This window comes from Micromonospora parathelypteridis (assembly GCF_014201145.1).
GTDB lineage: Bacteria > Actinomycetota > Actinomycetes > Mycobacteriales > Micromonosporaceae > Micromonospora > Micromonospora parathelypteridis.
This window is the reverse complement of sequence record NZ_JACHDP010000001.1, coordinates 1,852,513-1,867,497: the sequence shown is the minus strand read 5'-3', so window position 1 is coordinate 1,867,497 and position 14,985 is coordinate 1,852,513. Positions and strand designations below refer to the sequence as shown.

Sequence of the window (14,985 nt, the reverse complement as noted above, 5' to 3'; positions counted from 1 at the left end):
GGTCAGGGCCGGGTCTCCGGCCGATGAGTGCAGGGAGAACGTAGGTGGCACGGATCGGTGACGGCGGCGACCTACTGAAATGCTCCTTCTGCGGCAAGTCGCAGAAGCAGGTCAAGAAGCTCATCGCGGGCCCAGGGGTCTACATCTGCGACGAGTGCATCGATCTCTGCAACGAGATCATCGAAGAGGAGTTGGCCGAGTCCGGCGAGGTGAAGTGGGAAGAGCTTCCCAAGCCGATGGAGATCTGCCAGTTCCTCGACAACTACGTGGTGGGCCAGGACCAGGCCAAGAAGGCGCTCGCGGTCGCGGTCTACAACCACTACAAGCGGATCCAGGCCGAGGCGGCTGGCGCGCCCGGCTCCGGCAGTGATGCCGTCGAGCTGGCCAAGTCCAACATCCTGCTGCTCGGCCCGACGGGGTGCGGCAAGACCCACCTGGCGCAGACCCTCGCCCGGATGTTGAACGTCCCGTTCGCCATCGCCGACGCCACGGCGCTGACCGAGGCGGGCTACGTCGGCGAGGACGTGGAAAACATCCTCCTCAAGCTGATCCAGGCCGCCGACTACGACATCAAGCGCGCCGAGACCGGCATCATCTACATCGACGAGGTCGACAAGATCGCCCGTAAGTCGGAGAATCCGTCGATCACGCGCGACGTCTCCGGTGAGGGCGTGCAGCAGGCTCTGCTCAAGATGCTCGAGGGCACGGTGGCCAACGTGCCACCGCAGGGCGGGCGCAAGCACCCGCACCAGGAGTTCATCCAGATCGACACCACCAACGTGTTGTTCATCTGTGGTGGCGCCTTCGCCGGCCTCGACCAGATCATCGAGTCCCGCACCGGTCAGGGCGGCACCGGCTTCGGTGCCCGGCTCCGGTCGGTCTCCGATCGGTCGACCGATGACATCTTCAGCCAGGTCATGCCGGAAGACATGCTCAAGTTCGGGTTGATCCCCGAGTTCGTGGGCCGACTACCGGTGATCACCAACGTGCGCAGTCTGGACCGCAGCGCCCTGGTGCGGATCCTCACCGAGCCGCGCAACGCCCTGGTCCGTCAATATCAGCGCCTGTTCGAGCTGGACGGGGTCGAGCTCGAGTTCGACGAGCCGGCGCTGGAGGCGATTGCCGACCAGGCGATGCTGCGGGGCACCGGTGCCCGTGGTTTGCGGGCCATCATCGAAGAGGTTCTGCTCTCCGCGATGTACGAGGTGCCGAGCAACCCCGATGCCGCCCGGGTGTTGATCACCCGCGAGGTGGTCCTGGAAAATGTCAACCCGACCATCGTTCCGCGCGAGTTCACCGGGCGTCGTGCCCGGCGGGACCGCGAGGAGAAGTCGGCCTGATCCTCCCCGCGTCACGCCGGTCGCTCGGTCCTGACGCGGCCGGCGTGATCGCGTTCGGCGGTCCCATTCGCCCGACGGGGTGATGACCACCATCATCAGTCGGACCGGCTCGTCGCTGTCGTTGCGGTAGCCGTGCTGCTGAGCGTCCCGCTGCTGATCGTTCTGGTGCTGGTTGTGCCCGGGGACCTCAAACTCCGGTGACATCGGCTGGGGACTGCTCGCAGGGGTGGCCGAGGCATTGCTCGGCGTCCTCCACACCCTTCTCGGCCAGGCGGACGAGAACGCCGGAATGTCGCCCGGGAGCGGCTGCGCGCGGTTCAGGTCGCCGGGCTCGGCTTCGCCCCCGGGGCTCTGGTGCTGGCCAGCCTCTGACGCTGTCCGCGCTGCCGCTGCGGCCGTACCCTGTCCTCATGCGCGTCGCCGTCTGCCAGCTGAACGCCCGGGACGACCGCAAGGCCAATCTGGCCGCCGCGGAGGTCCTGCTGGAACGCGCGGCCGCCGGCGGCGCGGACCTCGCGGTTCTGCCGGAGTACGTCGACTACCTCGGCCCCGCCGCCGGGTTGCCGGAGCCGGAGTCGGTGGACGGGGAGGTCGGCAGTTTCTTCGCCGGGATCGCCCGGCGCCTCGGGATCTGGCTGGTGGCCGGCTCCTTCCACGAGGCCGGCCCGGACCCGGAGCACACCTGGAACACGTCGTTGGTCTTCGACCGCTCCGGCAGCCTGGCCGCGAGCTACCGCAAGATCCATCTGTACGACGTGGAGATCCCCGGTCGGGTCTCCTACCGGGAGTCGGCAAGTGTCGCGCCCGGAGTGCAACCGGTGGTGGTGGACATCGAGGGTCTGCGGGTCGGCCTGTCGATCTGCTACGACCTGCGGTTCCCGGAGCTGTACCGGCTGCTCGCCACCGACGGTGGCGCACAGCTGCTGGTGGTGCCGGCGGCATTCATGATGCACACCGGTCGGGACCACTGGGAGGTCCTGCTGCGAGCCCGGGCGATCGAGAACCAGTGTTTCGTGGCGGCGGCTGGCCAGACCGGCGACCACGATCCGGGTCGCACCTGCTTCGGGCGCAGCATGGTGGTCGACCCGTGGGGGACGGTCCTCACCCAGTTGCCGGACGGCCCGGGCGTGTCCGTCGTCGACCTGGACCTCGACCGGCTCTCCGCCATCCGGGCCGAGTTGCCCAGCCTGGCCAATCGGCGGCTCTGAGCGTCAGCCCTCCAGGAGGACGCCGATCACCGCGAACCCGGCGATGGCCGCGGCGGTGACCAGCAGCGCGGTGGTCATCCGGGACCTGCCCCGTCGGGCGAGCCGTCCCACGGAGATCACCAGGACGACCAGCACGACCGCACCGATCACCAACTGCCAGAACGGCAGAAGAAGGCCGAGCAGCGACTCCTCGGCTAACACCCTCGTGCCGGGCCCGGACTCATACATGTCTGACACTCTGGCACGTCGGGGCAGCCCGCGTGTCGCGCTGTCTGGATGCGTCCACGTCGCCGCGCTGGTGTCGATCTTGACGACGAAGGGTGGGTGGCCGGGGCCCGCGGCAGGGGAACGGGGCGTGGCCTTCGTAAATGATCGAGGTGGCGAGGCTCGTGTGGCGACTCGTGCGGCGGCTCGTGTGCGGCGTGGCTCGCGGGGAGGTCCGGGCGGTCTGGCTTCGCTCGGGCAGCGTGCCTGCGTGGTGGTTGGGCGGCGTGCCTGCGTGGTGGTCGACGTAGGCAGGGCTCGGTGCGGCGTGGTGGTTGAGGTGGCCATGATCGTCACCAGGTCGCCGATGTGGGGGTGTCGCGCTGTTTGGATGCCCCCACATCGCCGATCTGGTGTCGATCATGGCGATGGAGGGGGTGGGCGGGCACTGGCCGCGCGGCAGGCCGATGCGGCGTGTCCTGCGTGGTGGTCGGGCAGTGTGCCTGTGCGGTGGTCGGGCAGTGTGCCTGTGCGGTGGTCGGGCGGCGTGTCCTGCGTGGTGGTCGGGCAGTGTGCCTGTGCGGTGGTCGGGCAGTGTGCCTGTGCGGTGGTCGGGCGGCGTGTCCTGCGTGGTGGTCGGGCAGTGTGCCTGTGCGGTGGTCGGGCAGTGTGCCTGTGCGGTGGTCGGGCGGCGTGTCCTGCGTGGTGGTCGGGCAGTGTGCCTGTGCGGTGGTCGGGCAGTGTGCCTGTGCGGTGGTCGGGCAGTGTGCCTGTGCGGTGGTCGGGCGGCGTGTCCTGCGTGGTGGTCGGGCAGTGTGCCTGTGCGGTGGTCGGGCAGTGTGCCTGTGCGGTGGTCGGGCGGCGTGGTGGTCGACGTGGGCAGGGCTCGGTGCGGCGCGGTGGTTGAGGTGGGCATGATCGTCACCAGGTCGCCGATGTGGGGGTCTCGCGCCTATTGAATGCCCCCACATCGCCGATCTGGTGTCGATCATGGCGCTGGGGCGCTGGGGCGCTGGGGCGCTGGGGCGCTGGGCGAGCAGGGTCTGCGCGGCGGTCGGCGCCGACCTGACCGGCAACGCCACCCGTCCGGCCGGTTGGCGCTGGCGCGGTCGATGCCCCGGGGCGAGCCGTAGTGCGTTCCGTGGCCCGGGTGGCGGTCGGGTCGGTGTGGTCGCCGGCTACGCCGGGGACCGCCGCGTCGCGGTCGACCAAACCAGTGATGAACCCTGATTTGCCTTCTCCGGGCCGTCCGCGTAACTTTCTCTCTGCACGGGGGAGGCCGGACAAACCGGCCGAGAACGGGCGCCAGGCTCGTGGCGGGAACGCCGAGCGAGACTGAGGATCGGGCGGTGCGGAACACTCCGGATACGGAGTTGCGAACGCGAAGCCGACCGGGTAGAGTTCTGAAGCCGGCAGGAGCCGGGCGGAGAGCCGCGAAGCGGCGATCGGCCGGTCTGCGGCTTCCCACGACAGTAACGACCGCCGGCTACGGCGTGCGTCAACGTGGGTCCGGACGAACCAGATTGATCGCCTCGAACATGAGGTTGACAATGAAAGTTCGACCAAGTAGGTTTGAGCGGTTGCCCCGAAACGGGGTTCCACTGAGTGTGGGGCTTTGGTTTGGTGTGTGGTTGTTCTTTGAGAACTCAACAGGGTGCTTGTAAAGCCAGTGCCAATTATGATTTATACCCCGGACTGGTCAGTTTTTGCTGGCTGGTTGGGATTCCTTTGGCAACATTTGTTTGTTGTCAGGATGCTGTTCAACTAATTTTTTGTTGGAGAGTTTGATCCTGGCTCAGGACGAACGCTGGCGGCGTGCTTAACACATGCAAGTCGAGCGGAAAGGCCCTTCGGGGTACTCGAGCGGCGAACGGGTGAGTAACACGTGAGCAACCTGCCCCAAGCTTTGGGATAACCCCGGGAAACCGGGGCTAATACCGAATAGGACCTTCGGCCGCATGGCTGGGGGTGGAAAGTTTTTCGGCTTGGGATGGGCTCGCGGCCTATCAGCTTGTTGGTGGGGTGATGGCCTACCAAGGCGACGACGGGTAGCCGGCCTGAGAGGGCGACCGGCCACACTGGGACTGAGACACGGCCCAGACTCCTACGGGAGGCAGCAGTGGGGAATATTGCACAATGGGCGGAAGCCTGATGCAGCGACGCCGCGTGAGGGATGACGGCCTTCGGGTTGTAAACCTCTTTCAGCAGGGACGAAGCGAGAGTGACGGTACCTGCAGAAGAAGCACCGGCCAACTACGTGCCAGCAGCCGCGGTAAGACGTAGGGTGCGAGCGTTGTCCGGATTTATTGGGCGTAAAGAGCTCGTAGGCGGCTTGTCGCGTCGACCGTGAAAACTTGGGGCTCAACCCCAAGCCTGCGGTCGATACGGGCAGGCTAGAGTTCGGTAGGGGAGACTGGAATTCCTGGTGTAGCGGTGAAATGCGCAGATATCAGGAGGAACACCGGTGGCGAAGGCGGGTCTCTGGGCCGATACTGACGCTGAGGAGCGAAAGCGTGGGGAGCGAACAGGATTAGATACCCTGGTAGTCCACGCTGTAAACGTTGGGCGCTAGGTGTGGGGGGCCTCTCCGGTTCCCTGTGCCGCAGCTAACGCATTAAGCGCCCCGCCTGGGGAGTACGGCCGCAAGGCTAAAACTCAAAGGAATTGACGGGGGCCCGCACAAGCGGCGGAGCATGCGGATTAATTCGATGCAACGCGAAGAACCTTACCTGGGTTTGACATGGCCGCAAAACTCGCAGAGATGTGAGGTCCTTCGGGGGCGGTCACAGGTGGTGCATGGCTGTCGTCAGCTCGTGTCGTGAGATGTTGGGTTAAGTCCCGCAACGAGCGCAACCCTCGTTCGATGTTGCCAGCGCGTTATGGCGGGGACTCATCGAAGACTGCCGGGGTCAACTCGGAGGAAGGTGGGGATGACGTCAAGTCATCATGCCCCTTATGTCCAGGGCTTCACGCATGCTACAATGGCCGGTACAATGGGCTGCGATACCGTGAGGTGGAGCGAATCCCAAAAAGCCGGTCTCAGTTCGGATCGGGGTCTGCAACTCGACCCCGTGAAGTCGGAGTCGCTAGTAATCGCAGATCAGCAACGCTGCGGTGAATACGTTCCCGGGCCTTGTACACACCGCCCGTCACGTCACGAAAGTCGGCAACACCCGAAGCCGGTGGCCCAACCCTTGTGGAGGGAGCCGTCGAAGGTGGGGCTGGCGATTGGGACGAAGTCGTAACAAGGTAGCCGTACCGGAAGGTGCGGCTGGATCACCTCCTTTCTAAGGAGCACCTTCACCTGAAAGGGTGCAAGGAGCCCGCGGCCCACGAATGTTGGGTCGGGGTGCTCAGATGGCGGAGACACTGGCAAGTTTTTCCTCGGCAACGGCCGGGATCGCCTAGTACAGCCACTCTTCGGAGTGGTGGGAACGGTTGCTTCCGGTGCGGCTGAGAAGGAATGTAAGCACCCTGTTGGGTCCTGAAAGAACAACCCTTGGGTTGTTGTTTCAGAGCCTTGAGTGGAGCGTGAACGCTTCACGAGGTTGCCAGGCATGGCCTGGCCCCACATACCGCCGGCGGTTGTCGGGTTTGGTGTGGGGCGGATCGGGTTGTGGGTTGGTCGTTTGTTGAGAATTGCACAGTGGACGCGAGCATCTTTGTGGTCAAGTTGTCAAGGGCGAACGGTGAATGCCTTGGCACCAGGAGCCGATGAAGGACGTGGGAGGCCGCGATAGGCCTGGGGGAGCTGTCAACCAAGCTGTGATCCCAGGGTGTCCGAATGGGGAAACCTGGCACCAGTCATGTGGTGTCACCCACACCTGAACACATAGGGTGTGTGGAGGGAACGCGGGGAAGTGAAACATCTCAGTACCCGCAGGAAGAGAAAACAATTTAGTGATTCCGTGAGTAGTGGCGAGCGAAAGCGGATCGAGGCTAAACCGGCTGCGTGTGATACCTGTCAGGGGTTGCGTGGTTGGGGTTGTGGGACCCTGCTGAACAAGCTGACACTTGTTCGAGAAGTTACAAAGTTAGTGGCTAGTCGAACAGTCTGGAATGGCTGACCGTAGACGGTGAAAGTCCGGTAGGTGAAAGTTGCTGACCTTCTGTGGGTGTTCCCGAGTAGCGGCGGACCCCTGAAATCTGCCGTGAATCTGCCAGGACCACCTGGTAAGCCTAAATACTTCCTGGTGACCGATAGCGGACAAGTACCGTGAGGGAATGGTGAAAAGTACCCCGGGAGGGGAGTGAAATAGTACCTGAAACCGTTCGCCTACAATCCGTCGGAGCCTTGCGGGGTGACGGCGTGCCTTTTGAAGAATGAGCCTGCGAGTTAGTGGCATGTGGCGAGGTTAACCCGTGTGGGGGAGCCGTAGCGAAAGCGAGTCTGAATAGGGCGATTCAGTCGCGTGTCCTAGACCCGAAGCGGAGTGATCTAGCCATGGGCAGGCTGAAGCGCGGGTAAGACCGCGTGGAGGGCCGAACCCACCAATGTTGAAAAATTGGGGGATGACCTGTGGTTAGGGGTGAAAGGCCAATCAAACTCCGTGATAGCTGGTTCTCCCCGAAATGCATTTAGGTGCAGCGTCGCGTGTTTCTTGCCGGAGGTAGAGCACTGGATGGTCTAGGGGGCCCACAAGCTTACCGAAATCAGCCAAACTCCGAATGCCGGTAAGTGAGAGCGCGGCAGTGAGACTGCGGGGGATAAGCTTCGTAGTCGAGAGGGAAACAGCCCAGATCACCAGCTAAGGCCCCTAAGCGTGTGCTAAGTGGAAAAGGATGTGGGGTCGCATAGACAACCAGGAGGTTGGCTTAGAAGCAGCCACCCTTTAAAGAGTGCGTAATAGCTCACTGGTCAAGTGGTTCCGCGCCGACAATGTAGCGGGGCTCAAGCACACCGCCGAAGCTGTGGCATTCACATTTTATCCTCGCTTGGACTTGATTCCTTGTGCAGGTGTGTGGATGGGTAGGGGAGCGTCGTGCCGCGAGTGAAGCAGCGGGGTGACCCAGTTGTGGACGCGGCACGAGTGAGAATGCAGGCATGAGTAGCGAAAGAAGGGTGAGAAACCCTTCCGCCGGATGACCAAGGGTTCCAGGGCCAGGCTAATCCGCCCTGGGTGAGTCGGGACCTAAGGCGAGGCCGAGAGGCGTAGTCGATGGACAACGGGTTGATATTCCCGTACCCGCGAAAGAGCGTCCCTGATGAACCTCGTTGTGCTAACCACCCAAACCTTCCGAGACCTTCGGGTTGAGGAGGGGGAGCGTGGGAACCTGATGGGTAGTAGTCAAGCGATGGGGTGACGCAGGAAGGTAGCTGAGCCCGGCCGGTGGTTGTGCCGGGGTAAGCGTGTAGGCCGTGTTGTAGGCAAATCCGCAACACATATAGGCTGAGACGTGATGCCGAGCCGATTCAGGTGAAGTCAGTGATCCTATGCTGCCGAGAAAAGCCTCTAGCGAGTTCTTAGCGGCCCGTACCCCAAACCGACACAGGTGGTCAGGTAGAGAATACCGAGGCGATCGGGCGAACTGTGGTTAAGGAACTCGGCAAATTGCCCCCGTAACTTAGGGAGAAGGGGGGCCGGAGACGTGAAGCCCCGCGCGGGTGGAGCGTTGTATGGCCGCAGAGAGCAGGGGGAAGCGACTGTTTACTAAAAACACAGGTCCATGCGAAGAAGTAATTCGATGTATATGGACTGACGCCTGCCCGGTGCTGGAACGTTAAGGGGACCTGTTAGCTCTTCGGGGCGAAGCGGAGAACTTAAGCGCCAGTAAACGGCGGTGGTAACTATAACCATCCTAAGGTAGCGAAATTCCTTGTCGGGTAAGTTCCGACCTGCACGAATGGCGTAACGACTTCCCCACTGTCTCAACCACAGGCCCGGCGAAATTGCAGTACGAGTAAAGATGCTCGTTACGCGCGGCAGGACGGAAAGACCCCGGGACCTTTACTATAGCTTGACATTGGTACTCGAATTAGCTTGTGTAGGATAGGTGGGAGCCGGTGAAGTCCATACGCCAGTATGGGTGGAGGCAATCTTGAAATACCACTCTGGTTGATTTGGGTATCTAACTTCGGACCGTTATCCGGTTCAGGGACAGTGTCTGGTGGGTAGTTTAACTGGGGCGGTTGCCTCCTAAAAGGTAACGGAGGCGCCCAAAGGTTCCCTCAGCCTGGTTGGCAATCAGGTGTTGAGTGCAAGTACACAAGGGAGCTTGACTGTGAGACTGACAGGTCGAGCAGGGACGAAAGTCGGGACTAGTGATCCGGCACTTGCGAGTGGAAGCGGTGTCGCTCAACGGATAAAAGGTACCCCGGGGATAACAGGCTGATCTTCCCCAAGAGTCCATATCGACGGGATGGTTTGGCACCTCGATGTCGGCTCGTCGCATCCTGGGGCTGTAGCAGGTCCCAAGGGTTGGGCTGTTCGCCCATTAAAGCGGTACGCGAGCTGGGTTTAGAACGTCGTGAGACAGTTCGGTCCCTATCCGCCGTGCGCGTAGGATACTTGAGAAGGGCTGTCCCTAGTACGAGAGGACCGGGACGGACGAACCTCTGGTGTGCCAGTTGTCCTGCCAAGGGCACGGCTGGTTAGCTACGTTCGGAAGGGATAACCGCTGAAAGCATCTAAGCGGGAAGCCTGCTTCAAGATGAGGTATCCCACCCACTTTGTGGGGTAAGGCCCCCAGCTAGACGACTGGGTTGATAGGCCGGAAATGTAAGCCCGGTAACGGGTTCAGTTGACCGGTACTAATAGGCCGAGGACTTGACTACTAAGCTGCTACGCGTCCACTGTGCAACTCTCGATAAACGAACAACAGACCACATGGTTGGTGTTGTTTGATATGTCGATAGAGTTACGGCGGTCATGGCGGAGGGGAAACGCCCGGTTACATTCCGAACCCGGAAGCTAAGCCCTCCAGCGCCGATGGTACTGCACTCGTGAGGGTGTGGGAGAGTAGGACGCCGCCGGACAATCTTTCAGAAAGGGCCACCCCCGACGGGGTGGCCCTTTCTGCATATCCGGAACCCTCCGAGGGCCGAATTCGACGCGGTCAGTTCCGCGACTGCATGTCCGCGCGGAGGTTGCGCAGCAGGCCGCCGGCGTCGTTTACGGAACGCCCCGGGAACATCGCCATCACGACGCTGCCGTGGTCGGCCCACCCGCACACCGCGAAGTCGCCGCCCTCACCGCTGGTGTTGCCGCACTTCATCACGCCGCCCAGGTCGCCCGCGGGCACCTCGCGCAGGCCGCTCACCGCGCCCGTCTCGTCCGACATCAGGCGGAAGAGGCTGTCCAGGTCCCGCTCCGGCTGCCAGAGCAGCGTGGTGCCACCGAAGATGAGCACCGAGCGCTTGTCGTCGGCCGGGTCGCGGTAGACCGTGCCGAAGCTGCGGTCCAACTCGATGTCCGCGGCCAGACCGCTGCGCAGGTAGTCGGCTGTGCTCTTCGCCCGTTCGCTGTCGTCCCGGGACAGGCCCGCTACCTGCTCGGGTGAGGTCAGCTGGGTGTCTTTCTGCTGCGCGATCCGCCACCCGCCAACACCCAGCACACCGGCGCCCGCGAGGCCGACCACGAGCGCGACCGTCCAACCGATCTTGCGCCGTCGGGACCAGCCTCCCGACCGCTCGTCGGGGTCACCCCCGGAGTCTCGGGTGCTCAGCTGGATCGGCTCTTCGGTCAGCTCGACCGGCTCGCGACCGCCGTCGAGCGATCGCTCGGTGAGATGTGCGTCGGACATAGCCGACACCGTACGCGAACCACAGGTGGCGCACGTCAGGTCTGCGGAAGCCCTCCGTAGACTTGTCAGGTGACCGAGAGACTGGATGCCCAACGCCCCGACGCCCCCACCCTTGCCGGCCAGTACCAGCCCGGCGAGGTAGAGCAGCGACGGTACGAGCAGTGGGTAGCCGCCGGGCACTTCCGGGCCTCCGCCGACAGCGACAAGCCGCCCTTCACCATCGTCATTCCGCCGCCGAACGTCACCGGCTCCCTGCACATGGGCCACGCGTTCGAGCACACGCTGATGGACGCCTTGACCAGGCGTAAGCGGATGCAGGGCTTCGAGGCGCTCTGGCTGCCCGGCATGGACCACGCCGGCATCGCCACCCAGAACCTGGTCGAGCGTCAGCTCGCCGCCGAGGGTCTCTCCCGGCACGACCTCGGTCGGGAGAAGTTCGTCGAGCGGGTCTGGCAGTGGAAGGCCGAGTCCGGCGGCGCCATCCTCGGCCAGATGCGACGCCTCGGCGACTCCGTCGACTGGGACCGTGAGCGCTTCACCATGGACGAAGGGCTGACCCGCGCCGTCCAGACGATCTTCAAGAAGCTCTTCGACGAGGGCCTCATCTACCGGGCCAACCGGATCATCAACTGGTGCCCGCGATGCCTGACCGCGCTCTCCGACATCGAGGTCGAGCACACCGACGACGACGGTGAGCTGATCTCCATCCGGTACAGCGACGAGGTCGTGGTGGCCACCACCCGGGCCGAGACGATGCTGGGCGACACCGCCGTGGCCGTGCACCCGGATGACGAGCGCTACCAGCACCTGATCGGTACCGAGGTCGAGTTGCCGCTGACCGGCCGCCGCATTCCGATCGTCGCCGACGCGCACGTCGACCCGTCGTTCGGCACCGGCATGGTCAAGGTGACCCCGGCGCACGACCCGAACGACTTCGAGATCGGCCAGCGTCACGACCTGCCCGCAATCACCGTGATGGACGAGCGCGGCGTGATCACCGTGCCCGGCCCGTTCGAGGGGTTGGACCGGTTCGAGGCGCGGCCGGCGATCGTGGCGGCGCTGCGCGAGCAGGGCCGGATCGTCGCGGAGAAGCGGCCGTACGTGCACGCCGTCGGCCACTGCTCGCGGTGCAAGACGACCGTCGAGCCGCGGCTGTCGCTGCAGTGGTTCGTCAACACCGCGCCGCTCGCCCAGGCCGCTGGCGACGCGGTCCGTGACGGCCGGGTCCGCATCGAGCCGGCGGAGCTGGCCAAGCGCTACTTCGCCTGGGTCGACAACATGCACGACTGGTGCATCTCCCGCCAGCTGTGGTGGGGTCACCGCATCCCGGTCTGGTACGGCCCGCAGGGCGAGATCATCTGTGTCGGCCCGGACGAGCAGCCGCCGACGGGCGACGGCTGGCGGCAGGACGAGGACGTGCTGGACACCTGGTTCTCCAGCGCGCTCTGGCCGTTCTCTACGCTCGGCTGGCCCGAGCAGACCCCGGACATGGCCAAGTTCTACCCGACGAGCGTCCTGGTCACGGGCTACGACATCCTGTTCTTCTGGGTGGCCCGGATGATGATGTTCGGCCTGTACGCGATGGACGGCAAGCAGCCGTTCGACGTGGTGGCCCTGCACGGCATGGTTCGCGACGAGCATGGCAAGAAGATGTCCAAGTCGTTCGGCAACGTGGTCGACCCGCTGGACTGGATCGACCGGTTCGGCGCCGACGCCACCCGGTTCACCCTGGCTCGCGGTGCGAACCCCGGCCAGGACGTCCCGGTCAGCGAGGAGTGGTGCCAGGGCTCGCGCAACTTCTGCAACAAGCTCTGGAACGCCACCCGGTTCGCCCTGATGAACGGGGCGCACACCACGGGCGACCTGCCGGCCGTCGAGCAGCTGTCCACCGTCGACCGGTGGATCCTGTCCCGGCTGGCGCACGTCACCGCCGAGGTCGACGAGCAGTTCGAGGCGTACGAGTTCGCCAAGGTGTGTGACCTGCTCTACCACTTCGCCTGGGACGACGTCTGCGACTGGTACGTCGAGCTGAGCAAGCCGGTGCTCGCCGAGGGTGGTGAGCGGGCTGACACCAGCCGGCGGGTGCTCGGGCACGTGCTGGACCAGCTGCTGCGGCTGCTGCACCCGGTGATCCCGTTCGTCACCGAGGAGTTGTGGCTCGCGCTGACCGGTGGCGAGACGGTGCAGACCGCCGCCTGGCCGGTGGTCGACCGGTCGTTGGTCGACGACGCTGCCGAGGCCGAGCTGGTCAGTGTGCAGCGGGTGGTCACCGAGATCCGGCGGTTCCGTTCCGACCAGGGGCTGCGCCCGACCCAGCGGGTGGCCGCCCGGTTGGACGGGCTGGCCGGGGCTGGTATCGACGCCCACGAGCCGCTGATCCGTTCGCTGGTCCGGCTCGACCCGGCCGGCGACGATTTCCAGGCCAGCGCGACGCTGGCCATGCCCGGCGCGGTCGGTGTCGCGTTGGACACCCGGGGGTCGATCGACGTGGCCGCCGAGCGTGCCCGGCTGACGAAGGACCGCGCGGCGGCTGAGAAGGAGGTCGCGCAGGCCCGGTCGAAGCTCGACAACCCTGCCTTCATCGGCAAAGCCCCCGAGCCGGTGGTCGCCAAGATCCGCGACCGGCTCGCCACCGCCGAGGCCGACCTGGTCCGGATCGACGCTGCACTGGAGACACTTTCCTCGTGACCGACCGTACCGATTTCGCCGCCGTCGAGGCCGAGCTGGCCAACCGCGGTTTCACTCGCATGGTCTTCGAACTGGACCGGATCGAGTCGCTGCTCGACCTGCTCGGCAGCCCACAGCGGGCGTACCCGGCGATCCACCTGACCGGCACCAACGGCAAGACCTCCACCGCGCGGATGATCGACTCGCTGTTGCGGGCGCACGGGCTGCACACCGGGCGGTACACCAGCCCGCACCTGGAGACCGTCCGGGAGCGGATCAGCCTGGATGGGGAGCCGGTCAGCGAGGAGCGGTTCACGTCGGTGTACCGGGAGATCAAGCCACTGGCCGAGCTGATCGACGCGCGGTCGGACGAACCGCTGACGTACTTCGACATGACCACCGCGCTGGCGTTCGCCACGTTCGCCGACGCGCCGGTCGACATCGCGGTGGTCGAGGTGGGCCTCGGCGGCGCCGAGGACGCCACCAACGTCATCCAGGCCGGGGTCTGTGTGATCACCCCGATCGGGTTGGACCACACCGAGTGGCTGGGTGACACGCTCCAGGACATCGCGCTGGCCAAGGCCGGCATCATCCACCCGGGTGCCACGGTGATCTCGGCGGCGCAGGAGGAGGAGGCAGCCGGCCCCCTTCTCGACCGTTGCGCCGAAGTGGGAGCGACCCTCGCCCGGGAGGGCACCGAGTTCGGCGTGTTGAGCCGGGCGGTCGCCGTCGGCGGGCAGGTGCTCAGCCTGCAGGGCCTGGGTGGCGTCTACGACGACGTGTTCGTTCCGCTGCACGGTGCCCACCAGGCGCAGAACGCCGCGGTGGCGCTCGCCGCCGTGGAGGCGTTCCTGGGTGCCGGGGCCCGACGGCAGTTGGACATCGAGGCGGTCCGGGAGGGCTTCGCCTCGACCAGCTCCCCGGGGCGGCTGGAGCGGGTACGCAACGCCCCGACCATTCTGTTGGACGGCGCGCACAACCCGCACGGCATGGCCGCCACCGTCACCGCGCTGCAGGAGGAGTTCGCGTTCAGCAAGCTGGTGGCGGTGGTCGGCGTACTCGCCGACAAGGACGCCGAAGGGATGTTGGCGCTGCTGGAGCCGGTGGTCGACCAGATGGTGGTCACGCGCAACAGCTCGCCACGGGCGATGCCGACCGATGAACTCGTCGAGCTGGCCTCCGAGATCTTCGGCGAGGAGCGGGTGGAGTTGGCCGAGGACATGCCGGACGCGATCGAGCTGGCGGTGGCGCTGGCCGAGGAGGACGTCCCCGGTGAGCTCAGCGGGGTGGGGGTGCTGGTCACGGGTTCGGTGGTGACGGTCGCCGACGCCCGTCGGCTGCTGAAGCGATGACCGGCCCGGAGCGCGACCCGCGCGCCACCGAGGAGTCAACCGGTTCGCCGGTCGATCAGGGCTCAGCCGGTTCGCCGGCCGATCAGCCGACGGGGGAGGAGCCGGCGGCCGGGCAGCCGCGACCCTCCGGGTTGCGCAACCCGGAGCGGGCGGTACGCGGCCTGGGCGCTGGCACGCTCAGCCTGGAGGCGCTCGTGCTGCTGCTGGCGATCCAGCCGATCCGGGTGGTCGGTGGTGACCTGAGCGGTGCCGCGATCGGTGCCGTGGTGGCACTGGCGGTGGCCGCTGTCGTACTCGCGGGCATGATGCGCCGCCCCTGGGCCTGGCACGCCGGCACCGTGCTCCAGGGCCTGCTGATGCTGGGGGGCCTGCTGCACTGGTCGCTGCTCGGGCTGGGCATCATCTTCGCCCTGGTGTGGGCGTACGCGCTGCACGTTCGTCGGGTCATCCTCGGTTGACGCCCGACCCGGT

General features: G+C 65.2%; 8 protein-coding genes and 3 rRNA genes. 9 read left to right on the top strand and 2 right to left on the bottom strand.

Translation table 11 applies throughout. The features are described from left to right. The first annotated feature begins 44 nt into the window (after positions 1–44). Both clpX and HNR20_RS07995 read left to right on the top strand, forming a co-directional pair. Entirely contained in the window at positions 45–1,340 is a 1,296-nt protein-coding gene (clpX, locus tag HNR20_RS08000) for an ATP-dependent Clp protease ATP-binding subunit ClpX (RefSeq protein WP_074313784.1), read from the top strand. Between the two features lie 410 nt (positions 1,341–1,750). Then, positions 1,751–2,548: a carbon-nitrogen hydrolase family protein gene (locus HNR20_RS07995; RefSeq protein ID WP_184177799.1), complete on the top strand. Its 798-nt coding sequence runs from the start codon at positions 1,751–1,753 to the stop codon at positions 2,546–2,548. A gap of 3 nt (positions 2,549–2,551) precedes the next feature. Here HNR20_RS07995 and HNR20_RS07990 read toward each other — a convergent pair whose 3' ends face one another. Then, positions 2,552–2,776 (bottom strand): hypothetical protein, encoded by a 225-nt coding sequence (locus HNR20_RS07990; RefSeq protein WP_184177797.1) that lies wholly within the window; start codon positions 2,774–2,776, stop codon positions 2,552–2,554. A gap of 957 nt (positions 2,777–3,733) precedes the next feature. Between HNR20_RS07990 and HNR20_RS07985 the strand changes: the two genes are divergently transcribed. From HNR20_RS07985 to rrf, 4 genes are all read left to right on the top strand, one after another. Then, positions 3,734–3,982, top strand: a complete 249-nt coding sequence (locus tag HNR20_RS07985) for a hypothetical protein (RefSeq protein WP_184177795.1) — start codon at positions 3,734–3,736, stop codon at positions 3,980–3,982. Between the two features lie 542 nt (positions 3,983–4,524). Continuing rightward, positions 4,525–6,039, top strand: a 16S ribosomal RNA gene (locus tag HNR20_RS07980). A gap of 379 nt (positions 6,040–6,418) precedes the next feature. Next, positions 6,419–9,527 (top strand): 23S ribosomal RNA (locus HNR20_RS07975). 84 nt (positions 9,528–9,611) lie between these two features. Continuing rightward, positions 9,612–9,728 (top strand): 5S ribosomal RNA (gene rrf, locus HNR20_RS07970). The 16S, 23S and 5S rRNA genes sit together here, the layout of an rRNA operon. A gap of 80 nt (positions 9,729–9,808) precedes the next feature. Here the strand turns inward: rrf and HNR20_RS07965 are convergent. Further along, the gene (locus HNR20_RS07965) at positions 9,809–10,495 is read right to left on the bottom strand and encodes a hypothetical protein (RefSeq protein ID WP_184177793.1); all 687 of its coding nucleotides are present in this window, start codon (positions 10,493–10,495) and stop codon (positions 9,809–9,811) included. 69 nt (positions 10,496–10,564) lie between these two features. Here HNR20_RS07965 and HNR20_RS07960 point away from each other — a divergent pair, with 69 nt between their 5' ends. From HNR20_RS07960 to HNR20_RS07950, 3 genes are read left to right on the top strand one after another with little or no spacing between them, the layout of a single operon-like run. Then, positions 10,565–13,183: a valine--tRNA ligase gene (locus tag HNR20_RS07960; protein ID WP_184177791.1), complete on the top strand. Its 2,619-nt coding sequence runs from the start codon at positions 10,565–10,567 to the stop codon at positions 13,181–13,183. Further along, entirely contained in the window at positions 13,180–14,514 is a 1,335-nt protein-coding gene (locus HNR20_RS07955) for a bifunctional folylpolyglutamate synthase/dihydrofolate synthase (protein ID WP_184177783.1), read from the top strand. Before HNR20_RS07960 ends, HNR20_RS07955 begins: the two co-directional genes overlap by 4 nt. Then, positions 14,511–14,972 (top strand): DUF4233 domain-containing protein, encoded by a 462-nt coding sequence (locus HNR20_RS07950; RefSeq protein ID WP_229687223.1) that lies wholly within the window; start codon positions 14,511–14,513, stop codon positions 14,970–14,972. Before HNR20_RS07955 ends, HNR20_RS07950 begins: the two co-directional genes overlap by 4 nt. Positions 14,973–14,985 lie beyond the last annotated feature (13 nt).

Coding starts and splice junctions, on each gene's coding strand:
- HNR20_RS07995 (WP_184177799.1), top strand. CDS start 1,751: ATGCGCGTCGCCGTCTGCCAGCTGAACGCCCGGGACGACCGCAAGGCC.
- HNR20_RS07990 (WP_184177797.1), bottom strand. CDS start 2,776: ATGTATGAGTCCGGGCCCGGCACGAGGGTGTTAGCCGAGGAGTCGCTG.
- HNR20_RS07965 (WP_184177793.1), bottom strand. CDS start 10,495: ATGTCCGACGCACATCTCACCGAGCGATCGCTCGACGGCGGTCGCGAG.
- HNR20_RS07950 (WP_229687223.1), top strand. CDS start 14,511: ATGACCGGCCCGGAGCGCGACCCGCGCGCCACCGAGGAGTCAACCGGT.